Here is a 22907-nt window from a genome sequence, read left to right on the forward strand (position 1 = left end):
CCCTTACTCTGCCGCGACTTTGAAGTTGTTGCGGGCCAATGCCGAGCACTCCGCCATGACAGCCGAGGCGCGCGCTATCGGGTTCGTCAAATAGAAGTCTTTGACCGGCGACGCAAACCCTGACTTGTTCATCTTGCCGGCTTTTTTCGCAACTGCGGCAATTTGGGCGCTATCGCTTTCGGCGATCTCGTCGATGGCGGCGAAATGCGGGAAAGCGGCGTAGAGCCGGACGCGCAGTTCGCTCAGCGAATCGAAGGGAAGCTTCTTGCCGAGCACGTCGGAAAGCGCGCGGATGATCGCCCAGTCCTCGCGGGCGTCGCCCGGGGCAAAGCCGGCGCGGTTGCCCATCTGGACGCGGCCTTCGGTGTTGACCCAGGTGCCGGACTTTTCCGTATAGGCCGCAGCCGGCAGGATGACGTCGGCATGATGCGCGCCGTTATCGCCATGCGAGCCGATATAGACGGTGAGCCTGGCCTTCTTGGTGGCGAAATCGAGTTCGTCGGCGCCAAGCAGGAAGAGCACGTCCATCGCGCTCAGCATTTCGGCGGCATTGACGCCGGCAGCACCCGGCACGAAGCCGAGGTCGAGGCCGCCGACGCGCGAGGCTGCGGTATGGAGGACGGCAAAACCGTTCCAGCCTTCGACGACCGCGCCGACCGAACCGGCAAGCTTGGCGGCACTGGCGAGAACGCCGGCGCCGTCGCTGCGCGACAGCGCGCCCTGGCCGATGATGATCATCGGCTTGGCGGCGTTCTTCAGCACCTCGGCGAAGGCATGGTTGCCGTCGACCAGATCCTTCAGCGTGTCGGGACCGGCGCCGAGGTAATCATAGCTGTAGCGCAGTTCGCCCGCCTCGCCGATCACGCCGATCGGGAACTTGCCGCGGCGCCAGCGCTTGCGGATGCGGGCATTGAGGATCGCCGCCTCGAAGCGCGGATTGGCGCCGATGATCAACAGCGCGTCGGCCTGGTCGATGCCCGAAATGGTCGGGTTGAACAGGTAGCTTGCGCGGCCGAGCGACGGATCGAGTGCCGCCCCATCCTGGCGACAGTCGAGATTGGTCGAGCCCAGCGACTTCACCAGTTCGGAGAGCGCGTACATTTCCTCGACGGAAGCAAGGTCGCCAGCGATCGCGCCGATCTTGTCGCCCGAGGTGGCGCTGACGGCGGCCTTGATGGCGCCGAAGGCTTCGGCCCAGGTGGCGGGCTGCAGGCGGCCGTCGCGGCGCACATAGGGCCGGTCGAGGCGCTGGGTCTTCAGCCCGTCCCAGATGAAGCGGCTTTTGTCTGAGATCCACTCCTCGTTGATCGCCTCGTTGACGCGCGGCAGGATGCGCATGACTTCGCGGCCGCGAGTGTCGACGCGGATCGCCGAACCGACGGCATCCATGACGTCGATCGATTCGGTCTTGTTCAATTCCCAGGGGCGCGCGGTGAAGGCGAAGGGCTTGGAGGTGAGCGCGCCGACCGGGCAAAGGTCGACGACGTTGCCCTGCAGCTCGGAGGTCATCGCCTGTTCGAGATAGGTGGTGATCTCGGCATCCTCGCCGCGGCCGATCAGGCCGAGTTCGGAAATGCCGGCAACCTCCGTCGTGAAGCGGACGCAGCGCGTGCAGTGGATGCAGCGGTTCATCACCGTCTTGACGAGCGGGCCGATATACTTGTCTTCGACGGCGCGCTTGTCTTCCTGATAGCGCGAGGTGTCGATGCCGAAGGCCATCGCCTGGTCCTGCAGGTCGCATTCGCCGCCCTGGTCGCAGATCGGGCAATCCAGCGGATGGTTGATCAGCAGGAATTCCATCACGCCTTCGCGGGCCTTCTTGACCATCGGGGTGTTGGTGAAGACCTCGGGCAGTTCGCCGTTCGGGCCGCCGCGAATGTCGCGCACGCTCATGGCGCAGGAAGCCTGCGGCTTCGGCGGGCCACCCTTCACCTCGACGAGGCACATGCGGCAATTGCCGGCAACCGACAGGCGCTCGTGGAAGCAGAAGCGCGGAACCTCGGCGCCGGCATCCTCACACGCCTGCAATAGCGTGAAATGATCCGGAACTTCGATCTCGTTGCCGTCAATCTTCAGTTTTGCCATCGTCGCTCAGTCCTGTTTCCCGTTTGCCTGATGACGGCAAACAAACCTATTTTTGCAACATTCTCATTGCCAAGCCGGATCTTTCGTCCTGCCGACACCGGATGTCGCCGAAATTCTCTGTCACGCGTTCCAGACCCGGAACCCGCACCGGCATCGAAAGGCCCCCGCCCGTCCGCCGATCTGCCCATTCTTCCGGCCGATTGACACGGCCGGACAGTTCATTTCTTCCTGCGGCCTCGCCCTGCCAGAACTTTTGCCTGACCGGTCCAGTCGTCACGGCCGATGCGGCCGTTGAAGCCGAGTTCGGCGTCGAGCCGGGCGATTTCCGCGTCGGTCCAGGCGGCAATCTCGGCGAAGCTGCGAATACCCTTGGCGTTCAGCACCTGCTCCAGCTTCGGGCCGATGCCGGCGATCAGCTTGAGATCGTCGGCCTTGACAGCCCGCGCAGCCGGTCTTGCCTTCACGGCCGGCTTCAGCTGGCCCGGCTTCGTATCGCTAACCGACTTCGTTTGGCCGACAGACTTCGCTTCAGTGACCGGCTTCGCTTCAGTGACCGGCTTCGTCTGGCTGGCCGGGATCGGTTCGCTGACCGGCCTGACGACAGTCAGTGTCGGCCCTGCCTTCTTCCCGGCCGCCGGCTTGGTGAAAGCCTTGACGGCAGGGCGAATATTCTCCGGCCGGATTTCGACATCGGGCGCCGGCTCGTCCGGCGGCGTGTCATCGAGAGCGGCAGCGACTTTGCTCGTGGTTTCCAGGGCGCTCTGCCAGGCGCCGAAGAAGGCGCCGGCCATCTGCGTCGAGAAACCGAAGCCGATCGCCGTTGCCGCGGCAAAGGCTGCAGCCGGATGCGCCATCAGCGGATGCACCGGCATCGCCTGTGCATTTTCAAGCATCTCGGCGGCAAGGCGGCCGAAACCGGCCGCGAAATCGGCGACTTCTTCCTTCTTCCCAGCCTTGGATGCATTGTCCGCCATGATTATTCAGCCGCCTCCAGAACCGCGCCGTGATCGAGCGCGCTCGCCGTATACTGGTCGATGCGCTTTTCGATCTCGGGACGGAAGTTACGGATCAGACCCTGCACCGGCCATGCGGCTGCGTCGCCCAGCGCACAGATGGTGTGGCCTTCGATCTGCTTGGTCACCTGGAACAGCATGTCGATTTCGCGCTTCTGGGCATTGCCCTTGGCCATGCGTTCCATCACCCGCCACATCCAGCCCGTGCCTTCGCGGCACGGCGTGCACTGACCGCAGCTCTCGTGCTTGAAGAAGGCGGAGATGCGGGCGATCGCCTTGATGACGTCGGTGGACTTGTCCATGACGATCGCCGCCGCCGTGCCGAAGGAGGAGCCGACGCCGCGCAAGCCGTCGAAATCCATCGGGCAGTCGATGATGTCCTTGGCCGGAACGATCGGGCAGGATGCGCCGCCCGGAATGACGGCGAGCAGATTGTCCCAGCCGCCGCGGATGCCGCCGGCGTGGCGATCGACCAGCTCGCGGAAGGTGATGCCCATTTCCTCTTCGACCGTGCACGGCTTGTTGACGTGGCCGGAGAGCATGAACAGCTTGGTGCCGACATTGTTCGGGCGGCCGATGGCGGAGAACCAGCCGGCGCCGCGGCGCAGGATCGTCGGTGCAACAGCGATCGATTCGACGTTGTTGACAGTCGTCGGGCAGCCGTAGAGGCCCATATTGGCCGGGAATGGCGGCTTCAGGCGCGGCTGGCCCTTCTTGCCTTCGAGGCTTTCGAGCAGCGCGGTTTCCTCGCCGCAGATATAGGCGCCGGCGCCATGATGGACGAAGATGTCCATGTCCCAGCCGAGCTTGTTGTTCTTGCCGAGCAGGCCGTAATCATAGCATTCGTCGATCGCCGCCTGCAGCGCCTCGCGCTCTCTTATATATTCGCCGCGCACATAGATATAGGCCGCATTGGCGCCCATGGCGAAGCTCGCGATGACGCAGCCTTCGATCAGCGTATGCGGATCGTGGCGCATGATGTCGCGGTCCTTGCAGGTACCGGGCTCGGATTCGTCGGCGTTGACGACGAGGTAATGCGGGCGTCCGTCGCTTTCCTTCGGCATGAAGGACCATTTGAGACCCGTGGGGAAGCCAGCGCCGCCGCGACCGCGAAGGCCGGATGCCTTCATCTCGTTGATGATCCAGTCACGGCCCTTTTCGAGGATCTGCTTGGTGCCGTCCCAGTGGCCGCGGCTCATCGCGCCCTTCAGGGACTTGTCCTTGAGGCCGTAGATGTTGGTAAAGATGCGGTCTTTATCTTGTAACATGCTTCACCTCTTACCGCGGCTTCTTGCCGAAGACCTTGATATATTCCGCTTCCCCGCCCTTGGCGAGCGCCTTGGCCTGCTTGACCCAGTCATCGCGCTCGATGCGGCCGCGGAAGTTCAGGTAGCCGTCGACCCATTCGCGTTCGGCCTTCTTCCAGCCCGCGACCTGCGCGAAGGTGAAGATGCCGATTTCGTTCAGCGTCGCCTCGATCTTCGGACCGACGCCCGAGATCATCTTCAGATCATCCGGGGCTGCGGGCTTTTCGATGCCGGACGGACGGTTCTTGTCGGTCAGGGAAGGCTTGGCCGACGGGGCGGCTTCGGCCTTGACGGTAGCTTTCGGCGCCGGTTCGGCAGCCGCCGTGCCCGATATCGGCTGCTCTTCGGCGGCCTTGGCGTTCTTCGCCGCCGCCTTCGGTGCGGTTGCCGGCGTCTTCAGCGCTGCATTGGTCTCGGCATCGGTGCTCTTCGGGCGGGCGGCCTCGGAAGGCGGAACCGGCGCGGCGTCGACCGGGGCCGACACGGTTTCGGCATCGGCCTTCTTGGCGCGCGTCCTGGCCTTCGGCTCTTCCGTCGTCAGCGAGGTCGGGCCGCCTTCGGGCGCTGAAAATATCCGGTCGATCTGGGTGCCGGGCTTGATGCTGGCGCCATTGCCGGCGGCAAAGACGTCGATGATCTCTTCGAGACGCTCTGGCGTCAGGTCCTCATAGGTGTCCTTGCCGATCATCACCATCGGCGCGTTGACGCAGGCCCCGAGACATTCGACCTCTTCCCAGGACAGCGTGCCTTCGGCATTGCGCTCGAAGGCATGGGCATGGATCTTGCTCTTGCAGACCGACATCAGCGCTTCCGAGCCGCGCAGCATGCAGGGCGTCGTGCCGCAGACCTGGACATGGGCGCGCGTGCCGACAGGATGCAGCTGGAACTGCGTATAGAAGGTCGCGACCTCGAGCACTCTGATATAGGCCATGTCGAGCATGTCGGCGATCTTTTCGATCGCCGCGCGCGTGACCCAACCGTCCTGCTCCTGCGCCCGCATCAATAGCGGAATGACCGCCGATTGCTGGCGGCCGGCGGGGTATTTCTGGATCGTCTTGTCCGCCCAGACCGCATTCTCATCGCTGAAGGCGAATGCGGCAGGCTGAAATTGATCTTCGGCTAATCGACGAACGGACATTCTTCCTCACGCCTTGTCAGTTTAGGGTTCCACACCGCGAAGCGGTCAAAGACTGCATTTCGCAGGCATAGGCCGACTGGTCTTTCTGCATAAACACTACGAATTTGCCGCCGTTCGGAACGGCAGCCTTGATCTGATAGCCCTTGGACAAAAGCTCGCCCATGGACGATTGCTGCGCCGGCGGCGTCTCTTCCTTATGGCCCAGCGGCGTGCCGAGGCTATCGGCCTCCTGAGCCGAAACTCCGGATGCCGAAAGAAGGAGTGCGACGGCCAGCGGCAGAAGCTGCATCAGCGGTCCACCTCGCCGAAGACGATGTCGAGCGAGCCGAGCACGGCCGCGACGTCGGCAAGCTGATGGCCGCGGCACATGAAGTCCATCGCCTGCAGATGGGCATAACCCGGCGCGCGGATCTTGCAGCGATAAGGCTTGTTGGAGCCGTCGGAGACGAGATAGACGCCGAACTCGCCCTTCGGCGCCTCGACGGCGGCGTACACTTCGCCGGCCGGCACGTGGTAGCCTTCGGTATAGAGCTTGAAGTGGTGGATCAGCGCTTCCATCGAGCGCTTCATCTCGCCGCGCTTCGGCGGTACGACCTTGCCGTCGATCGACGAGAAGGGGCCGGTCTTGGCATCGGACAGCAGGCGATTGACGCATTGCTTCATGATGCGGACCGATTCGCGCATCTCGATCATGCGGATCAGGTAGCGGTCGTAGTTGTCGCCGTTCTTGCCGATCGGAATGTCGAATTCGAGATCGGAATAACATTCATAAGGCTGGGCGCGGCGCAGATCCCAGGCAGCGCCCGAACCGCGCACCATGACGCCGGAAAAGCCCCAGGCCCAGCAGTCTTCCAGCGAGACGACGCCGATATCGACGTTGCGCTGCTTGAAGATGCGGTTGCCGGTGAGCAGGTCGTCGATGTCGTCGAGCGCCTTCAGGAAGGGGTCGCACCAGTCGCCGATATCCTGCACGAGCTGTTCCGGCAGGTCCTGATGGACGCCGCCCGGGCGGACATAAGCAGCGTGCATGCGCGAACCGCTGGCGCGCTCGTAAAACACCATCAGCTTTTCACGCTCTTCGAAGCCCCAGAGCGGCGGCGTCAGCGCCCCGACGTCCATGGCCTGCGTGGTGACGTTCAGAAGATGCGAGAGGATGCGGCCGATTTCCGAATAGAGCACGCGGATCAGCTGGCCGCGGATCGGAATCTCGATGCCGAGCAGCTTTTCGACGGCCAGCGCATAGGCATGCTCCTGGTTCATCGGCGCGACATAGTCGAGGCGATCGAAATAGGGCACGGCCTGAAGATAGGTCTTGGTCTCGATCAGCTTCTCGGTGCCGCGATGCAACAGGCCGATATGCGGATCAACCCGCTCCACAATTTCGCCGTCAAGCTCCAGGACAAGACGAAGAACGCCATGCGCCGCCGGATGCTGCGGTCCGAAGTTGATGTTGAAGTTGCGGACGTTATGTTCTGTCATGGCGATGGCTCGCGTTCTCAGATAACCGATGAGTGGCGGCGAAAGCCGCCAGCCGCCTTTAATTTATTGCTTCGCTTTTTCATCACCGGGCAGCACATAGTCGGTGCCTTCCCATGGCGACATGAAGTCGAAGTTGCGGAATTCCTGCTTCAACTCGACCGGCTCGTACACGACGCGTTTCGCGGCGTCGTCGTAACGGACCTCGACGAAACCTGTCGTCGGGAAGTCCTTGCGCAGCGGGTGGCCTTCGAAACCGTAGTCGGTCAGGATGCGGCGCAGGTCCGGGTGACCGGTGAAGAGCACGCCGTACATATCCCAGGTCTCGCGCTCGAACCAGTCGGCGCCGGGATAGACGGCGCAGGCCGAGGGAACTGGCGTATCTTCGTCGGTCGCGACCTTGACGCGGATGCGCAGGTTCTTCTTCGGCGACAGCAGATGATAGACGACATCGAAACGCAGCTCGCGCTGCGGCCAGTCGACGCCGCAAATATCGATCAGGTTGACGAAACCGCATTTGGCGTCGTCGCGCAAAAAGGTCAACAGCGCGACCAGGTTTTCACCCGTCGTCGTCACCGTCAGCTCGCCATACTTCGTCTGCGATGCGGCGACCAGGTTGCCGCGCGCTTCACCAAGGTAGGACGCAAGCTCAGTCAGGGCTTCACTCATATTGCCTTGTCCTTAACCCTTAGCGTTCGATCGTGCCGGTACGCCGGATCTTCTTCTGCAGCAGAAGCACGCCGTAAAGCAGCGCCTCCGCCGTGGGGGGACAGCCCGGCACGTAGATGTCGATCGGCACGATGCGGTCGCAACCGCGCACCACCGAATAGGAATAGTGATAATAGCCGCCGCCATTGGCGCAGGAGCCCATCGAGATGACGTAGCGCGGCTCGGGCATCTGGTCATAGACCTTGCGTAGCGCCGGCGCCATCTTGTTGGTCAGCGTGCCGGCGACGATCATCACGTCGGACTGGCGCGGCGAGGCGCGTGGCGCAAAGCCGAAGCGCTCGACGTCGTAGCGCGGCATCGACAGCTGCATCATTTCGACGGCGCAGCAGGCCAGACCGAAGGTCATCCACATCAGCGAGCCCGTGCGGGCCCAGTTGATCAGCTCGTCGGTCGAGGTGACAAGGAAACCCTTGTCGGCGAGCTCATTGTTGATCTCGCCGAAGAAGGCGTCGTTGCTGCCGATCGGCTTGCCGGTCGAGGGATCGATGATCCCCTTCGGCTGCTGGGCGACGAGGGGCTGATTGCTCACAGGGGCTACTCCCATTCCAGGGCTCCCTTCTTCCATTCATAGATAAAGCCGATGGTCAGCACGAGAAGGAAGACCATCATGGACCAGAAGCCGAACCAGCCGATGGCGCCGAAGGAAACGGCCCAGGGGAAGAGGAAGGCGACTTCGAGGTCGAAGATGATGAAGAGGATCGACACGAGGTAGAAGCGGATGTCGAACTTCATGCGGGCGTCGTCGAACGCGTTGAAGCCGCATTCGTAAGCCGAGAGCTTTTCCGAATCAGGCGCTTTGAAAGCCACGGCGAACGGCGCAATGAGCAGCGCCAGGCCGATAACGAGCGCGATAGCGATGAAGATAGCGATCGGAATATAAGAACTGAGCAGTTCAGTCATCATGTTCATCCCTGCTTGCCGGAGGCGCCAGGCGCGCATTTGGGCAAATGCCCGGCAAGCGAACGTGCGTTGCAACAAGCCGTGGTTAGCGCAGCCGACGCCCCGGCGCAAGAGATTTACAGAGGCAATTCGACGCGTCGCGCGCGGACATTATCAAGCAGATGCAACGATGTCGCGACAAATCCACGCAAGCTGCCTGAAGCTGCATGTCTGACCATTGGAAACTGCATGGCTTTCGGAAGAAAATGGCGCGAGTGACGGGGCTCGAACCCGCGACCTCCGGCGTGACAGGCCGGCACTCTAACCGACTGAGCTACACCCGCGCATATGATCGGCCATTGGCGGCCGCGAGGATGAAGAAAACCGGACAAACGACAAATCGCATTTGCGTTTTACAAAGACTTGAAATGGCGCGAGTGACGGGGCTCGAACCCGCGACCTCCGGCGTGACAGGCCGGCACTCTAACCAACTGAGCTACACCCGCAATTCATTTCAAGCAGTCCGGATGCCTTCGCACCCTCACCAAAACGGCTGCCCGTTTCGATGAGCGGCTAACTACGGGGTTCGTCTTTTAGTGTCAAGCAGGTTTGGAGACAAAACCATGACAGTCTGTGAAATGTTTCGGCGGGTTGGGTGCCAGACGAACAAAAGCCGGCACTTCCGTGTTCCGCAGCGATGCTCAGGCGCAGACGCAGCGCCTTCGAAACGGAGATGCTCGCCACCCTCCCCTCACTTTTCCACAGCCGAGCCGAACCTAAGCGGCATTGCCAGACACGGGGCAAGACACGGGGCAAGACACGGGAGCACCACCAAAAAAATCAAAAAATCTTCACAAACACTCTTGCGGTTTTGCCGCGTTCCGCATAGATCACGGCCACCAACGCGGCAGGCCGATCCGGCTTCGTTTGCGATGGGCGATTAGCTCAGTTGGTAGAGCGCCTCGTTTACACCGAGGATGTCGGGAGTTCGAGTCTCTCATCGCCCACCATTTCCAAACTTTCCCGCTGCTTGTCCATCCGATTCGGGATTCCGAATTCGCTCGCTAATGCGCTCGCGATCTGTGCAAGGTGTTCCGGTCAGGAGACACCTCATGAAAATCGTTGCCATCACCTCCGCACTGCTTCTCGCCAGCGTGGCTGCGCCGCCGTGCATTGCCAAGGAGCCCGCGCAAGAGGTGTTCCTGTCTGTCGGAGACCAGACGATGACGACGTCGGGAGAAACTCCGGGCCGCGAAGCCAGAACATATCTCCTGAGAATGCAGTCGGATCTGCCGATTGTTTTTTCGGTCGATGCCGACAATTCAGCCTGCAGCCTGGAAATCATGAAAGCCAGCCAGCGCGGCGTCTTCAGCAAAATCAGCCGATTCCCCGCATCTTTTAGAGACAGCGGTCAAAGTGGCGATGAATATAGGTTTTCGTTTTTCCAGAACCGCGTTTCATTTATGAGCGGCGCCCGATGCGCCTTCTCATTTTCTCTGAAGCAGAAGTGATTGCGTGATTGGGGTGATGGGTACGCCTTCCGTCTGGCGGGCACTCATCGTTACGCTTCGCCAGTTGTTGATCCACCGCCGAAACCAGCTGCGAATCGTCTTCCGGTGGATCGACGCAAAGCGAAACGGTGATCCTTCCTAAACCCCATACGCCGCCTGTCGGTTGTCACGATTCTCCGTGCCCGGTGCAATCGGCTGGCCGATGCCCGGCTCGCCGCATGATCCGAATTGTGGGCGGGTCTACATTCTCGAGGCGGCATTCGGCGAGACGTTCCGGCGCAGTAAGGCGTTACGCCCGGCAGCTTCAGATGCGCGCCATCGCGACAGCACTCCACCAAAATGGACTACTCCTGGCCGCCGCGCCACCTCCTATTGGGCGAATGGATGGGGCTCGGCAAAAGTGGGAATATTTGCCGCCCGGAAAGTTTCCGCGCTTAAAGGCTTACGACGCCTGGAGGTGTGCCATGAAGGCCCTGTGCTCCGCCTTGACGCTGTGCATCGCTATTGCCCTTTGTACGCCAAGTGCCATCTATGTCAGCCTGCCCGGATACGCCTTCAAGACGAATCCGAAATGCCAGCGCCACGAACCAAAAACGCGATTCGACAGAAGGTGTGACTGGCCGAGACTGGGCTACAAGGACTTTACGCCCCCGCTTGTGACCGTGCTTGGGATCTGAACACCGGCCGAGCACTCATCGCAGTCCAGACGCCACTGGTGTCGCCCGAGGGCCTTCATCTCTTCGCCAATTCCTTATCCACCGCCGAAACCAGCCGCGAATCATCTGCGGTCACGTCAGGCGCGAAACGGGCGGCGACTCTGCCGTCGCGGCCGATCAGGAATTTTTCGAAGTTCCAGAGGATGTCGTCCTCGTCGCCGCCTGTCATGCCGTGGGATTTCAGGCGCTCGCGCATCGGTCCGTCGCCGGTCGTCGCGACACCCGATTTGGTCAGTTGCCGGTAAAGCGGATGCTGCGCCTCGCCCTTGACCGAGATCTTCGAGAAGATCGGGAAGGTGACGTCATAGGCGCTGGTGCAGAAGTCGAGGATCTCGGCGTCGGTGCCGGGTTCCTGGCCCTTGAAGTCGTTGGCGGGGAAAGCGGCGATGACGAAGCCGCGCTCGCGCTTTTCGCCATAGAGCTTTTCCAGCCCCTCATATTGCGGCGTGAGCCCGCATTTCGAGGCGACATTGACGACCAGGAGCACCCTGCCCTTGTATTCGTTGAGCGTGGTCTCGCGACCATCCACAGTCTTGACCGGGATATCCAGCACGTTGCCTGTCACGGGAACCTCCAATTCGTAAGGATATGGTTCGCCCAAGTTAGCGATATCGCCGCCGTTGTCATCAGCGTCGGGATCAACTTGGCTTCCACAGGACGCCGGTGCGGCTTCCGGCCGCACCGGGCCACAGCCTCAGGCGGGAGACGTTTCCTTCACATCGTCGAGCAGGAAGTGCACGATGAGATAATCCGTCTTGTAATGGCGGCCGCTGTCCGACACGGAATCGACGCTGCCGCCGTCCTTCGGGTGCCAGGCGTGGTAATGGGGATTGGTGGTGATCAGGGTGATGGCCTTGCCATCCCTTTCGCCAAGCCGGAAGCGCATCTCGGCGAGCGGCCAGATCCGCTCATAATCCTGCATGGTGATTCGCGCCTTCAGCGCCTTGCGCTGCAGAGGCGCTTCGCCGGCCTCGGCTGGTGTTTCCAACATCACCTCCTCAGCACCGCTGATGATGGCGTTGAATTCTTCAGGCCACATGCGTCTCATGAAATCGCTCCTCCCGAGGCTTTTTCGTCAGTTCACAGATGGAACTTAGCGGTTTGTCGAAAAGAAGCAAATTCCCGTCATGCGGTTGTCATCGGCACCAGTCGCTCCTACCTTCCCGTCAAACCGCATCAGGGCCGTCGTCGCCCGCAATCCCGAGATCAGAGATGAAGACACGTGAAGAAAGGCAGGCGCTCCGGGCGAGCATGCCGCGCACGCCGCTCAGCGCCCATCATATGGAAAACGCCCGGCTGCTGCCGGACCGCGGCGAATTGCTCTATCGCATCCCGAACGGCGGCATCGGCGTCGAGGTCGGCGCAGCCTTCGGCGAATATACGGCGGAGATCCTGGAAAAGAACCGTCCGGCGCAGCTCTACCTCATCGATCCCTGGTCGATGGATCGCTACAGCTCCGGGTTAGACGCGATCCACACGAACTTCGCGGCCGAGATCGCGGCCGGCCGGTTGCACCTGATGCAAGGCACATCGCTGGAGAAGCTTGCCGAATTCGAGGACGATTTCCTCGACTGGGCCTATATCGATACCGACCATTCCTTCGACCTCACCTGGCAGGAACTGCTGCTCTGTGACAAGAAGGTGAAGCGGACGGGGCGCATTGCCGGGCATGATTTCTGCACCGGCAATACGGTCAAACCGATCGTCTATGGCGTCGTCGAGGCGGTCACCAAGTTCTGCAAGGATTACGGCTGGCAATTCGAGTTCCTGACGGTCGAATCGCACGCGCATTTTTCCTATTGCCTGAAACGGCTCTGATCCGCTCACACTTTGCCGGAATATTGCTCGTCGCTGACCTTTTCCATCCAGTCGACATGGCTGCCGTCCAGCGCCTCGTGCACGGCAATATGCGTCATCGCCATATCCGGGGCAGCACCGTGCCAATGTTTTTCATCAGGTGCGAACCAGACGGTATCGCCGGGGCGGATTTCGCGGATGTCCCCGCCCCAGCTCTGGGCGAGGCCCTTGCCTGATGTGACGATCAGTGTCTGGCCGAGCGGATGCGTATGCCAGGCCGTGCGGGCGCCGGGTTCGAAGGTGACGGAGACCGCCCTCGCCCGGGCCGGCGCCGGCGCTTCCATCAGCGGATCCTGGCGGACGGCGCCGGTGAAATAGTCGGCCGGTGGCTTCGTCGAGGGGCGAGAGCCGGCGGGTTTGATCTCCATGATCTTTCCTTTTCCATTCATTGAGGTTGAAGCCTTGTGGCGGAACGATATTTCATCGAGGCGGCCAATCAAAGCCGGATCGACAATTGCCGCAAAGTCGCCCGACTGATAATTCCAATGTCTTTCATCACCAAAGCGCATCGCATCGCGCTTGCTTCATGCGACGCGCCTTGGCTCTTTGTTTTTATGCATGTCGTTATCCCTACACAGTTTCAGGCGACATGCAGTAGGGAGGATTTTTCATGAAACACCATGCTTTTGGCCGCATGCCCTTCACCGTCACCAATGTCGGCTTCGGCGCCTGGCAGATCGGCGGCTCCTGGGGCGATATCAGCGAGGCGGACGGACGCGCCGCCCTGAATGCCGCACTCGATGCCGGCATGACATTCATCGATACGGCTGATGTCTACGGCGACGGCCGCTCGGAAAAAATCATCGCCGACGTGCTGAAGACGCGCGGCGGCGCCCGCCCGATGGTCGCCACCAAGGCCGGCCGCCGCCTCAACCCGCATGTCGCCGAAGGCTACACCACGGCCAATCTCGAAGGCTTCATCGATCGCAGCCTCAAGAACCTCGTGGTCGACAGCCTCGACCTCGTGCAACTGCACTGCCCGCCGCGCGAGGTGCTTTACCAACCGGAGGTCTTCGAGAGCCTGGACGCGCTGCAGAAGGCCGGCAAGATCAAGGGTTACGGCGTCAGCGTCGAAAAGGTCGAGGACGGGTTGAAGGCGATCGAATATCCCGGCGTCGTCAGCATCCAGATCATCTACAACATCTTCCGCCAGCGCCCCGACCACCTGTTCTTCCAAGAGGCGCGCCGCAAGAACGTGGCGATCATCGCCCGCGTGCCGCTCGCAAGCGGTCTCCTCTCCGGCAAGATCACCCGAGACACGCACTTTGCCAGCGACGACCACCGTAATTTCAATCGTCACGGCGAGGCCTTCGATGTCGGCGAGACCTTCGCCGGCGTGCCCTTCGAGGTCGGCCTGCAGGCGGTGGAAGAGGTGCGCAAGCTGGTGCCCGCAGGCGCCACGATGGCCGCCTTCGCGCTCCGCTGGATCCTGATGGCTGAAGCCGTCACCGTCGTCATCCCCGGCGCCCGCAATGCCGAGCAAGCCAGAGCCAACGCCGCCGCCGCCGACCTTGCCCCGCTTTCGGCCGACATCATGGCCGCAACCCGCGAGATCTACGAGCGGCTGATCGCGCCGCATGTGCATCAGCGCTGGTAGGGTTGGAGTGCTGATTCTTTGCTGGGGAGGCCAGATGGCCCCTCATCCGGCTTCCGCCACCTTCTCCACGCTCGCGGGGTGAAGGGACCATGCCGCAACGCCTCCGTTCCCCGTATACCTCTCGCAGGGCACGTCCCCTCTCCCCGTTTTACGGGGAGAGGGCTAGGGCGAGGGGCAGGTTTCAGTTTGTCGCATTCAGCTCGACCGGGAAGAACAGTGTCTCGCCGGAGGAGTCGCTGACGCCGTCATTGTCGGTGACCGCGTAGGGTTTGCCCGAGGCGTCGAAGGTGAAGCCTTCGAGCTTGTCGAGCACATAGCCGTTGGTCGCGGTCTTGAGTTCACCGAGGAAGTCGTGTGCTTCGGTCTTCTTGACGACCGGCAGTGCACCGCCAAGCTTGGCGGGCTTCAGCTCCGATATCGCGACCTTGTAGAGCTTCTTCAGCCTGGCGGCATCGCCGACCAGGTTGTCGCGCTCGATGATGTAGACGCTGTCGCCCTGGGCCGAGATTTCCGACAGGCCGACCCAGCCGCTTTCCGTCTTGTCGAGCGGATAGCGCACGGCGCCCCATTCCTTCCTCTTCGGATTGTAGGAGACGAGCTTGACGAAGCCCTTCTCGTCGTCACCCCACTCGCGCTGCACCGCCATCCAGAGTGTCGTATCGTCACCGGTGCCGACAATGGTCACGCCTTCGAAGCCGTAGCGGATTTCGTTGGCGGCAAGCTCCTTCGGCAGGGCGATCTCGGCCTTGATGTCGCCCTTGGCATTGACGTTATAGAGGGCGTGCGGAACGAGACGTTCACTGTAGCCTTCCGAGGCGAGCCAGAAGGAGCCGTCGGCGGCAGCCGCGATGCCTTCGATGTCGAGCTTCTGGGCCGGAGCGCCGTCACGCCTGACGACAAGGGCCTCGGTGATGACGGCCGGCTTCTTGCTGGCATCGATCGTGTAGATCGTCGGCTGCGAGCCGAGAACGCTGTCGCTGACGGCATAGAGCATGCCCGGCTTGCCCGGAACGGCAGCAAGACCCGAAAGAGCTGCAAAGCCGATCGGATTGCCGTCCTTGTCGGCGGAGACGATCTGCGGATAGGCCTTTTCGCCTTCCGAGCGCTCATAGATCATCACATGCGAGCGCGCACCGCCGTCCTTGCCGAGGTCGAGTTCGTTGGCGGTCGCAAGCAGATTGCGCGCAGGAATGGCGATCGCGCCTTCCGGCGAAATGCCGGACGGCAGCAACTGGACGAGTTCGGGATCGGCGCCGGTATCCTTATAGACGCCGACGACCGAGGCGCGTTCGGCGAGCAGGAAGAAATATTGCTCGTCGCCGAATTTGGCGGCTTCGAGACCTTCGGGCTCGACGCCCTTCGATCCCGACCGGCTTTCCGGATAGTGGCCGATATGGGCGACAGCGCGTTCGAAGGATGCGCCCGATTCGTAGAGAAGCTTGCCCGTCTTGTCGAAGATGGTGAAACCACGCGAGCCGCCCTGGTAGTCGCCTTCATTGGCGACGAGGAGGCGGTTGTCGTCGAGCCACTTCACGGCGTCGGGCTCGCGCAGCACGCCCTTGGATTCGCCTGAAAATTTCAGGGCGCCGTCACGCTTGGTGTCGATGCCGGTCAGATCGACGCTGCCGGCGGAGAAATGCGTCTTCACCGCGGCCGTATTGGCGTCGATGATGACAATCTCGTTGTTTTCCTGCAGCGTCAGCGCAATCTCGTTCAACCCGTTGAAGGCGACGAATTCCGGCTCCGGATCCTCCGGGGCGACGCCGGCAAGGCCGGTCAGCGCCACATGCTTGATGGTGCCGCAATCGACGGTGCCGTTCCTGACCTGGAAAACGACGAGGTCGCCGGCCGGCATCTGCGGGATCTTGCCGTCATTGACCTCTTCGTCACGCTCGTTTTCGATGGCGATGGCGCCGAGCGTCTTGTCCTTGTTGAGGGCGATCGAATCCGGCTGGCCGCCGAGATCGCAAGTGCTCTCGATCTTCCTGGTCGCGACATCGACGATCGCGAGACGCCCCGAGGGCTTTGCCTTGCTTTCGGAGGTGTTGACGGCGACGAGCGCCTTGCCGGCGCTCGAGGTGACCGAGGTCGGCTCACCGTCCATCATGACAGCGCCGCCGGCTTTCGGAGCCTTGGCGTCGGTGATGTCGATGAAGCCGATCGCGCCGAGCGGGCTGTCGCTATAGATCAGCGTGTTGCCGTCGTCGGTCGCAGTGATGATTTCGGCGGAGCTGACCGACAGCTTGTCCTTGTCATCAGGCAGGTTCTGGGCGACCGGGAAGGAAGCGATGCGGTTGAAAACTGGTTCGGCCGCGGCCGGAAAGGCGACGGATGCGAGAAGCACGGCAGCAAGCGCTGCCTTGCGCGATGAAATGGTCATGAAATCCCCCATGTGTCGAATATTCGAAACATGAGTTTTCTGCGGGAGCGGCATGACAGAGGCATGACAGAGGCGGCATTTTTCGCCGGATCACCTCAGGCGGGTTTGCGCTCCCTGCGCATCTCGTTTCGCATGATGAAAAGCGACGCGGAGAGGATCAGAGCCGCTCCCAACCAGAGATAACCCGCCGGCGCATAACCGAAGAACAGCCAACCGGCCAGCACGTTCAACGGCAGCTTCAGATCGTCGAAAGGCTGGACATAGGCGGCATCGGCTGCGGCATAGGCAAGAGTGAGGAAATACTGGGCTGCCGCGGTCAAAAGCCCCGCCAGCAGGAACAGGGCAAGGGTCGCCCCGGTCGGCACGGCAAAGCCTGCCGCGAGCGCCAGCCCGCCATTGATCGGCGTCAGCAGCACGAGCAGCCAGACGGTGATCGTCTCCGGTCGTTCGATGCCCGTCAGGCTCTTGGTGATCAGCGACGAGGCGCCCCATAATAGCGCCGAGAGCACGGGCAGGAGAGCCGCCCAGCCAAAACCGTCCGACCAGGGCTGCAGAATGATCATCGCTCCGGTGAAACCGGCCGCGGTCGCCGCCCAGCGGGCCGGGCCGACGCGCTCGCCAAGGAAAAGCCGGGCGCCCAGAATGATGAAGAAGGGTGAGGTCATCACCAATGCGATCGCCTGCCAGATCGGCACCGAAGCAAGGCCGGCGATCCAGGCCTCGACGCCGAGCGCGGCAAGTGCGACGCGCGCCAGGTGACGCCAGGGATAGCGCGTGCGCATCGCCGCAAGGCCGAGCCTGCGAAGGAAGGGCAGCGAGAACAGGAAAGCGAAGCCATATTGCCAGAAGGCGGCCGGGGCCGAGGGGAAGGCAAGCTTCATCGTCAGCCATTGGGTGACGACGTTGAGAAGCGAAAAAGCAATGCCGGCAAGGACCATCCAGAGGGCGCCGACAACGGCGCGAGACGGCTCTGCGGCTAGGGAAGTCTGATTCATGTCTCTCATCCGAAACCAGGGACCAACATAAATCAGGACGCATGAGCCACGACCAAGCGACACGGGGCAGACCCCTGCCCTTCGCACAGCCGACACTCATTCTCTTCCATCCGGACTTTAACCGTCGGCTCCGGAATCGCACCGGATCTGCTGACCCCTCCCCCGCTTCGACATGAGAGAAGGCGCTCGCGGGCTTGAGCCTACTGGATAATTTCCTTAAATCGGAACCGATTTAAGGGAAAAATTATGCAGCAACTTAAAATGCTACAGCGTCCTTTGCGCGTCTGAAAAGACGCGCGGCGCTGTAGACCCTTACCGCCGGTGGGGAGTTTCACCCCGCCCTGAGAACAGAAATGTCGTAGATCAAAGCCCGCGCGGCGGCAAGATCAACCAAAGCAAAAAGGTCCGGCAAAGCAAAAGGGGTCCGGCAAGCCGAACCCCCTCTCAAATCCTGCACAACCGGTCTCGTTTCCGGTTGGCGGATAATCTCAGATCAGCCGTTGACGGCATCCTTCAGGCCCTTGCCGGGCGTGAATTTCGGCACGTTGCGAGCCGGAATGTCGACTTCAGCGCCCGTGGACGGGTTACGGCCCTTCGTTGCAGCGCGATGAGAAACGGTGAAGCTGCCGAAACCCGCGAGGCGGATGTCGCCCTTGTTCTTGAGTTCAGCCTGGACAACGTCGAAAACCGCGTCAACAGCGGAAGCCGCGTCAGACTTCGTCAGTCCTGCCTTTTCGGCTACTGCGGACACGAGTTCATTCTTGTTCATGTTTCCACCCCTTTCTAAATGGTATGAAACGACTCAAATGTAAGCTAGGCGCAGAATAGGTTTCATCAGGCCCGCCGGAAACCCAAAAGCCCTGCAAATCAAGGAAAAGCAAGCGTCTACATGACGTTTTCACAAAAAAGGCTGGCGTTTCCGCCAGCCTTTTTGCGTGTTTTGTCCCAATGGGGCATAAATGTGGCACAGGCCACTCAATGCGCTATGGTTGCGCCCGTCTCATCGAGGCCTTCGACCGTTGCGATGACGGGCGTTTCCACCGTGCCGTCCCATTCGATCGGCTCCGGCCGCCGGATCAGCGCATGCTTGATCACCTCGCCCATGCGGGATACCGGGATGATCTCCATGTTGTTCTTCACGTTGTCCGGAATCTCCGCCAAGTCCTTGGCGTTTTCTTCCGGGATCAGCACCTTCTTGATGCCGCCGCGAAGCGCTGCGAGCAGCTTTTCCTTGAGACCGCCGATCGGCAGCACACGGCCGCGAAGGGTGATTTCACCGGTCATGGCCACATGCCTGCTCACCGGGATACCGGTCATGATCGAGACGATCGCGGTTGCCATGGCGACGCCGGCCGAGGGGCCGTCCTTCGGTGTCGCGCCTTCCGGCACGTGCACGTGGATGTCGCTCTTGTCGAAGCGCGGCGGCTCGATGCCGAAATCGACGGCGCGCGAGCGGACATAGGAGGCCGCTGCCGAGATCGATTCCTTCATGACGTCCTTCAGATTGCCGGTGACCGTCATGCGGCCCTTGCCCGGCATCATCACACCTTCGATGGTCAGCAGCTCGCCGCCGACCTCCGTCCAGGCAAGACCGGTCACGACGCCGACCTGATCCTCGCCCTCGGCTTCGCCATGGCGGAAGCGCGGGACGCCCAGATAGTCGGAGATGTTGGCGGCCGTCACGTGAACGGACTTCGTCTTGCCCTTGATGATCTCGGTGACCGCCTTGCGGGCGAGCTTCATCAATTCGCGTTCGAAGCTGCGGACACCGGCTTCGCGGGTGTACTGCTGGCTGATCGCCATCAGGGCGTCGTCGCTGACCGAGAATTCCTCCGGCTGCAACGCATGTTCCTTGATGGCCTTCGGCAGCAGGTGCCGCTTGGCGATCTCGCGCTTTTCATCCTCGGTGTAGCCGGCGATACGGATGATTTCCATGCGGTCCATCAGGGGTGCTGGAATGTTCAGCGTATTCGCCGTCGTGATGAACATCACGTCCGACAGGTCGTATTCGACTTCCAGGTAGTGGTCCATGAAGGTCGAGTTCTGCGCCGGATCGAGCACTTCGAGCAGAGCCGAGGACGGATCACCGCGGAAGTCCATGCCCATCTTGTCGATCTCGTCGAGCAGGAAGAGCGGGTTGGACTTCTTCGCCTTCTTCATCGACTGAATGACCTTGCCGGGCATCGAGCCGATATAGGTGCGGCGGTGACCGCGGATTTCGGCTTCGTCGCGAACGCCGCCGAGTGCCATGCGGACATACTCACGGCCGGTCGCCTTGGCGATCGACTGGGCGAGCGAGGTCTTGCCGACGCCCGGAGGGCCGACGAGGCACAGGATCGGGCCCTTGATCTTGGTGGCGCGGGCCTGCACGGCCAGATATTCGACGATGCGCTCCTTGACCTTGTCGAGACCGAAGTGATCGGCTTCGAGGATCTTCTCGGCATTGTTGAGATCGGCCTTGATCTTCGACTTCTTGCCCCACGGAATGCCGAGCAGCCAGTCCAGATAATTGCGCACGACGGTGGCTTCCGCCGACATCGGGCTCATCTGGCGCAGCTTCTTCAGTTCCGCATCGGCCTTTTCACGGGCTTCCTTGGACAGCTTGGTCTTGGAGATGCGCTCTTCCAGCTCGCTCATCTCGTCGCGGCCTTCCTCGCCGTCGCCGAGTTCCTTCTGGATCGCCTTCATCTGCTCGTTAAGATAATATTCGCGCTGGGTCTTCTCCATCTGGCGCTTGACGCGCGAGCGGATACGCTTTTCGACCTGCAGGACCGAGATCTCGCCTTCCATGAAGCCGAGAGCTTTTTCGAGGCGCTGTTTGACGCTGGTCGTCTCCAGCATCTCCTGCTTCTCGGTGATCTTGATCGACAGATGCGAGGCGACCGTATCGGCGAGCTTGGAATAGTCGTCGATCTGGCTGGCGGCGCCGACCACTTCGGGCGAAATCTTCTTGTTGAGCTTCACATAGCTTTCGAATTCGGAGACGACCGAACGCGACAAGGCTTCCAGTTCGACCGGATCGTCATGCGGCTCCTCGAGCACATGGCCGAGCGCCTCATAGAAATCCTCGCGGCTGGTATAGGTGTCGATCTCGGCGCGGGCGCGGCCTTCGACCAGAACCTTGACGGTGCCGTCGGGCAGCTTCAGGAGCTGCAACACGTTCGCCACGGTGCCGACATTGTGGATCGCGGACGGATCCGGATCGTCGTCACTGGCGTTGATCTGCGTCACCAGCATGATCTGCTTGTCGGAACCCATGACCTCTTCGAGCGCACGGATCGACTTTTCCCGTCCGACGAACAGCGGCACGATCATATGCGGGAAAACCACGATGTCGCGCAGGGGCAGAACAGGGTAGGCAGTGCTGCTCGCTACAGACGTTTTCTTCGTCATTTTATGTCCTTTCCATCGTCCCGTTACCGGGCTCTCTGCACGGCCGCTTGGGACCGGCCGGCACTCTCACTTGTTGCTACAAGTGGAGGTTCTGACTACGCTTTTCAAGCCACGCTAACGCCCGCGTTCCCCGGATGTGACGGCTTTGTTACAACGGAACGCCAACACTATGAAGCGCGTGGCTGGACCGGCGCTTACCACTTCCGACCCGGCTAAAATACAAACGCCAACAATAGGCTTACGGAATCACCGCATCATTGCCAAGCACTCCCCTTTGCGCAACATCGGCAAAGGCAATTCCGGTTCCCACCGGCAAAATACTAACAGCGCCTCGCATGGTTTTTCAAATAGAAAGGGGCCTGCCGATGGCAAGCCCCCAAAATAATCATAGGAAAGCAGCAAGATCACGCCGAAGCGTTGGCCTTTTCTTCCTGACGATCGGCATAGATGTAAAGCGGACGGGCCGAACCGCGCACCACTTCCTCCGAGATGACGACCTCGCGCACGCCTTCCAGCGTCGGCAGTTCGAACATCGTGTCGAGCAGGATCTTCTCCATGATCGAGCGAAGGCCGCGGGCACCGGTCTTGCGCACGATCGCCTTGCGGGCGATTTCGCGCAGGGCATCCTCGTGGAAGGTCAGTTCCACGTCTTCCATCTCGAACAGGCGCTGATACTGCTTGATCAGCGCGTTCTTCGGCTCGGACAGGATCTGGATCAGCGCATCTTCATCGAGATCCTCGAGCGTCGCCAGAACCGGCAGACGGCCGATGAACTCGGGGATGAGGCCAAACTTGACCAGGTCTTCCGGCTCCAGTTCGCGCAGGACTTCGCCGACGCGGCGGTCGTCCTGGGCCTTGACGGTAGCGCCGAAGCCGATCGAGGTCTTCTCGCCACGGGCGGAGATGATCTTGTCGAGGCCGGCGAAGGCGCCGCCGCAGATGAACAGGATGTTCGTCGTGTCGACCTGCAGGAATTCCTGCTGCGGGTGCTTGCGGCCGCCCTGCGGCGGTACGGAAGCGACCGTGCCTTCCATGATCTTCAGCAGCGCCTGCTGCACGCCCTCGCCCGAGACGTCGCGGGTGATCGACGGGTTGTCGGACTTGCGCGAAATCTTGTCGACTTCGTCGATGTAGACGATGCCGCGCTGCGCACGCTCGACATTGTAGTCGGCAGACTGCAGGAGCTTCAGGATGATGTTTTCGACGTCCTCGCCGACATAACCGGCCTCGGTCAGCGTCGTCGCATCGGCCATGGTGAAGGGAACGTCGATGATCCGGGCGAGAGTCTGGGCAAGATAGGTCTTGCCGCAGCCCGTCGGGCCGACGAGCATGATGTTCGACTTCGCCAGCTCGACTTCGCCGTTCTTGGAGGCGTGCGCCAGGCGCTTGTAGTGGTTGTGCACGGCGACCGACAGGATCTTCTTCGCCTGCCGCTGGCCGATGACATATTCGTCGAGGACCTTGATGATGTCCTGGGGCGTCGGAACGCCGTCGCGGGACTTGACCATCGAGGACTTGTTCTCCTCGCGGATGATGTCCATGCACAATTCGACGCATTCATCGCAGATGAAGACGGTCGGTCCGGCAATCAGTTTCCGGACTTCGTGCTGGCTCTTTCCGCAGAACGAACAATAGAGAGTGTTCTTGGAGTCGCCGCCGTTGCTGCCGCTGACCTTGCTCATATCATTTTCCTTCCAGCACGCCGCATTTCAAGGCGAAATCGCGGTCCACTCTATCAGCTCCTGGCGGCACTCCGTTTCCGGAGCCTTTGCCGAGAAGGGCTTCAGGGGGTACGAACCGGTCCCAACCAATCATGTCCGGGTTCCGGCGG

21 protein-coding genes, 3 tRNA genes and 1 riboswitch are annotated in these 22907 nt (G+C 61.4%); of the genes, 5 read left to right on the top strand and 19 right to left on the bottom strand.

Annotation, left to right across the window (positions count from 1 at the left end; genetic code table 11):
* Positions 1-3 precede the first annotated feature (3 nt).
* The 11 genes from nuoG to EEQ99_RS13905 form a co-directional block, all read right to left on the bottom strand.
* The gene (gene nuoG, locus EEQ99_RS13855; RefSeq protein ID WP_127430622.1) at positions 4-2085 is read right to left on the bottom strand and encodes an NADH-quinone oxidoreductase subunit NuoG; all 2082 of its coding nucleotides are present in this window, start codon (positions 2083-2085) and stop codon (positions 4-6) included.
* A 218-nt stretch (positions 2086-2303) separates the two neighbouring features.
* Entirely contained in the window at positions 2304-3059 is a 756-nt protein-coding gene (locus EEQ99_RS13860; RefSeq protein WP_063474304.1) for an NADH-quinone oxidoreductase subunit E, read from the bottom strand.
* Positions 3060-3061: 2 nt separating this feature from the next.
* Positions 3062-4366: an NADH-quinone oxidoreductase subunit NuoF gene (gene nuoF / locus EEQ99_RS13865; RefSeq protein WP_003547378.1), complete on the bottom strand. Its 1305-nt coding sequence runs from the start codon at positions 4364-4366 to the stop codon at positions 3062-3064.
* A 10-nt stretch (positions 4367-4376) separates the two neighbouring features.
* Positions 4377-5543, bottom strand: a complete 1167-nt coding sequence (locus EEQ99_RS13870) for an NADH-quinone oxidoreductase subunit E (RefSeq protein WP_047616510.1) — start codon at positions 5541-5543, stop codon at positions 4377-4379.
* A 16-nt stretch (positions 5544-5559) separates the two neighbouring features.
* A complete protein-coding gene (locus tag EEQ99_RS13875; protein WP_047616508.1) occupies positions 5560-5832 on the bottom strand; it encodes a hypothetical protein in 273 nt (90 codons plus the stop codon).
* On the bottom strand, positions 5832-7022 hold the full coding sequence (locus tag EEQ99_RS13880) for an NADH-quinone oxidoreductase subunit D (RefSeq protein WP_047616506.1): 1191 nt from the start codon (positions 7020-7022) through the stop codon (positions 5832-5834). Before EEQ99_RS13880 ends, EEQ99_RS13875 begins: the two co-directional genes overlap by 1 nt.
* Positions 7023-7085: 63 nt before the next feature.
* The gene (locus EEQ99_RS13885) at positions 7086-7688 is read right to left on the bottom strand and encodes an NADH-quinone oxidoreductase subunit C (RefSeq protein WP_047616504.1); all 603 of its coding nucleotides are present in this window, start codon (positions 7686-7688) and stop codon (positions 7086-7088) included.
* Between the two features lie 19 nt (positions 7689-7707).
* Entirely contained in the window at positions 7708-8292 is a 585-nt protein-coding gene (locus EEQ99_RS13890) for a NuoB/complex I 20 kDa subunit family protein (protein WP_003578567.1), read from the bottom strand.
* Positions 8283-8648 carry an NADH-quinone oxidoreductase subunit A gene (locus tag EEQ99_RS13895; RefSeq protein ID WP_010055493.1) on the bottom strand — a complete coding sequence of 122 codons (366 nt, stop codon included), beginning with the start codon at positions 8646-8648 and terminating at the stop codon, positions 8283-8285. Before EEQ99_RS13895 ends, EEQ99_RS13890 begins: the two co-directional genes overlap by 10 nt.
* Positions 8649-8894: 246 nt before the next feature.
* Positions 8895-8971, bottom strand: a tRNA-Asp gene (locus tag EEQ99_RS13900).
* Between the two features lie 85 nt (positions 8972-9056).
* Positions 9057-9133, bottom strand: a tRNA-Asp gene (locus EEQ99_RS13905).
* Between the two features lie 428 nt (positions 9134-9561).
* Here EEQ99_RS13905 and EEQ99_RS13910 point away from each other — a divergent pair.
* The 3 genes from EEQ99_RS13910 to EEQ99_RS35485 all read left to right on the top strand — a co-directional run bounded on the left by EEQ99_RS13910 (position 9562) and on the right by EEQ99_RS35485 (position 10815).
* Positions 9562-9637: transfer RNA gene (locus EEQ99_RS13910), tRNA-Val, on the top strand.
* Positions 9638-9739: 102 nt separating this feature from the next.
* Complete coding sequence (locus EEQ99_RS13915) at positions 9740-10138, top strand: hypothetical protein (RefSeq protein ID WP_127430623.1); 399 nt, start codon at positions 9740-9742, stop codon at positions 10136-10138.
* A gap of 464 nt (positions 10139-10602) precedes the next feature.
* Complete coding sequence (locus EEQ99_RS35485; RefSeq protein WP_048338652.1) at positions 10603-10815, top strand: hypothetical protein; 213 nt, start codon at positions 10603-10605, stop codon at positions 10813-10815.
* Between the two features lie 55 nt (positions 10816-10870).
* Here the strand turns inward: EEQ99_RS35485 and EEQ99_RS13925 are convergent, their stop codons facing one another.
* Both EEQ99_RS13925 and EEQ99_RS13930 read right to left on the bottom strand, forming a co-directional pair.
* Positions 10871-11419, bottom strand: a complete 549-nt coding sequence (locus tag EEQ99_RS13925; protein ID WP_047616651.1) for a glutathione peroxidase — start codon at positions 11417-11419, stop codon at positions 10871-10873.
* Positions 11420-11548: 129 nt separating this feature from the next.
* Positions 11549-11902, bottom strand: a complete 354-nt coding sequence (locus EEQ99_RS13930) for a hypothetical protein (protein WP_097543023.1) — start codon at positions 11900-11902, stop codon at positions 11549-11551.
* Positions 11903-12066: 164 nt separating this feature from the next.
* On the opposite strand from EEQ99_RS13930, the gene EEQ99_RS13935 reads away from it, so the two are divergent.
* Positions 12067-12672, top strand: a complete 606-nt coding sequence (locus EEQ99_RS13935) for a class I SAM-dependent methyltransferase (RefSeq protein ID WP_047616496.1) — start codon at positions 12067-12069, stop codon at positions 12670-12672.
* Positions 12673-12677: 5 nt separating this feature from the next.
* Here EEQ99_RS13935 and EEQ99_RS13940 read toward each other — a convergent pair whose 3' ends face one another.
* The gene (locus EEQ99_RS13940) at positions 12678-13079 is read right to left on the bottom strand and encodes a (R)-mandelonitrile lyase (RefSeq protein WP_244604801.1); all 402 of its coding nucleotides are present in this window, start codon (positions 13077-13079) and stop codon (positions 12678-12680) included.
* A 242-nt stretch (positions 13080-13321) separates the two neighbouring features.
* On the opposite strand from EEQ99_RS13940, the gene EEQ99_RS13945 reads away from it, so the two are divergent.
* Positions 13322-14308: an aldo/keto reductase gene (locus tag EEQ99_RS13945; RefSeq protein ID WP_047616494.1), complete on the top strand. Its 987-nt coding sequence runs from the start codon at positions 13322-13324 to the stop codon at positions 14306-14308.
* Between the two features lie 181 nt (positions 14309-14489).
* Here EEQ99_RS13945 and EEQ99_RS13950 read toward each other — a convergent pair whose 3' ends face one another.
* The 5 genes from EEQ99_RS13950 to clpX form a co-directional block, all read right to left on the bottom strand.
* Positions 14490-16688: an esterase-like activity of phytase family protein gene (locus EEQ99_RS13950; RefSeq protein WP_127430625.1), complete on the bottom strand. Its 2199-nt coding sequence runs from the start codon at positions 16686-16688 to the stop codon at positions 14490-14492.
* A gap of 95 nt (positions 16689-16783) precedes the next feature.
* Positions 16784-17692: a riboflavin transporter RibN gene (gene ribN / locus EEQ99_RS13955; protein WP_425299665.1), complete on the bottom strand. Its 909-nt coding sequence runs from the start codon at positions 17690-17692 to the stop codon at positions 16784-16786.
* Between the two features lie 85 nt (positions 17693-17777).
* Positions 17778-18036: riboswitch (FMN riboswitch) on the bottom strand.
* A 140-nt stretch (positions 18037-18176) separates the two neighbouring features.
* The gene (gene hupB / locus EEQ99_RS13960) at positions 18177-18452 is read right to left on the bottom strand and encodes a DNA-binding protein HupB (protein WP_003558438.1); all 276 of its coding nucleotides are present in this window, start codon (positions 18450-18452) and stop codon (positions 18177-18179) included.
* Between the two features lie 206 nt (positions 18453-18658).
* Positions 18659-21076 carry an endopeptidase La gene (gene lon, locus EEQ99_RS13965; protein ID WP_047616487.1) on the bottom strand — a complete coding sequence of 806 codons (2418 nt, stop codon included), beginning with the start codon at positions 21074-21076 and terminating at the stop codon, positions 18659-18661.
* Between the two features lie 404 nt (positions 21077-21480).
* Positions 21481-22758: an ATP-dependent Clp protease ATP-binding subunit ClpX gene (gene clpX, locus EEQ99_RS13970; protein WP_003573940.1), complete on the bottom strand. Its 1278-nt coding sequence runs from the start codon at positions 22756-22758 to the stop codon at positions 21481-21483.
* Positions 22759-22907: the final 149 nt, after the last annotated feature.

This window comes from Rhizobium anhuiense (genome assembly GCF_003985145.1).
GTDB classification, from domain to species: domain Bacteria; phylum Pseudomonadota; class Alphaproteobacteria; order Rhizobiales; family Rhizobiaceae; genus Rhizobium; species Rhizobium anhuiense.

Excerpts from the sequence above, each read along its gene's own strand:
- lon (WP_047616487.1), bottom strand. The coding sequence starts at position 21,076 with ATGACGAAGAAAACGTCTGTAGCGAGCAGCACTGCCTACCCTGTTCTG.
- EEQ99_RS13895 (WP_010055493.1), bottom strand. The coding sequence starts at position 8,648 with ATGACTGAACTGCTCAGTTCTTATATTCCGATCGCTATCTTCATCGCT.
- EEQ99_RS13930 (WP_097543023.1), bottom strand. The coding sequence starts at position 11,902 with ATGAGACGCATGTGGCCTGAAGAATTCAACGCCATCATCAGCGGTGCT.
- EEQ99_RS13935 (WP_047616496.1), top strand. The coding sequence starts at position 12,067 with ATGAAGACACGTGAAGAAAGGCAGGCGCTCCGGGCGAGCATGCCGCGC.
- EEQ99_RS13940 (WP_244604801.1), bottom strand. The coding sequence starts at position 13,079 with ATGGAGATCAAACCCGCCGGCTCTCGCCCCTCGACGAAGCCACCGGCC.
- EEQ99_RS13915 (WP_127430623.1), top strand. The coding sequence starts at position 9,740 with ATGAAAATCGTTGCCATCACCTCCGCACTGCTTCTCGCCAGCGTGGCT.
- hupB (WP_003558438.1), bottom strand. The coding sequence starts at position 18,452 with ATGAACAAGAATGAACTCGTGTCCGCAGTAGCCGAAAAGGCAGGACTG.
- EEQ99_RS13860 (WP_063474304.1), bottom strand. The coding sequence starts at position 3,059 with ATGGCGGACAATGCATCCAAGGCTGGGAAGAAGGAAGAAGTCGCCGAT.
- EEQ99_RS35485 (WP_048338652.1), top strand. The coding sequence starts at position 10,603 with ATGAAGGCCCTGTGCTCCGCCTTGACGCTGTGCATCGCTATTGCCCTT.
- EEQ99_RS13890 (WP_003578567.1), bottom strand. The coding sequence starts at position 8,292 with ATGGGAGTAGCCCCTGTGAGCAATCAGCCCCTCGTCGCCCAGCAGCCG.
- nuoF (WP_003547378.1), bottom strand. The coding sequence starts at position 4,366 with ATGTTACAAGATAAAGACCGCATCTTTACCAACATCTACGGCCTCAAG.
- EEQ99_RS13870 (WP_047616510.1), bottom strand. The coding sequence starts at position 5,543 with ATGTCCGTTCGTCGATTAGCCGAAGATCAATTTCAGCCTGCCGCATTC.
- EEQ99_RS13875 (WP_047616508.1), bottom strand. The coding sequence starts at position 5,832 with ATGCAGCTTCTGCCGCTGGCCGTCGCACTCCTTCTTTCGGCATCCGGA.
- EEQ99_RS13885 (WP_047616504.1), bottom strand. The coding sequence starts at position 7,688 with ATGAGTGAAGCCCTGACTGAGCTTGCGTCCTACCTTGGTGAAGCGCGC.
- ribN (WP_425299665.1), bottom strand. The coding sequence starts at position 17,692 with ATGAGAGACATGAATCAGACTTCCCTAGCCGCAGAGCCGTCTCGCGCC.
- EEQ99_RS13950 (WP_127430625.1), bottom strand. The coding sequence starts at position 16,688 with ATGACCATTTCATCGCGCAAGGCAGCGCTTGCTGCCGTGCTTCTCGCA.
- nuoG (WP_127430622.1), bottom strand. The coding sequence starts at position 2,085 with ATGGCAAAACTGAAGATTGACGGCAACGAGATCGAAGTTCCGGATCAT.
- EEQ99_RS13880 (WP_047616506.1), bottom strand. The coding sequence starts at position 7,022 with ATGACAGAACATAACGTCCGCAACTTCAACATCAACTTCGGACCGCAG.
- EEQ99_RS13945 (WP_047616494.1), top strand. The coding sequence starts at position 13,322 with ATGAAACACCATGCTTTTGGCCGCATGCCCTTCACCGTCACCAATGTC.
- clpX (WP_003573940.1), bottom strand. The coding sequence starts at position 22,758 with ATGAGCAAGGTCAGCGGCAGCAACGGCGGCGACTCCAAGAACACTCTC.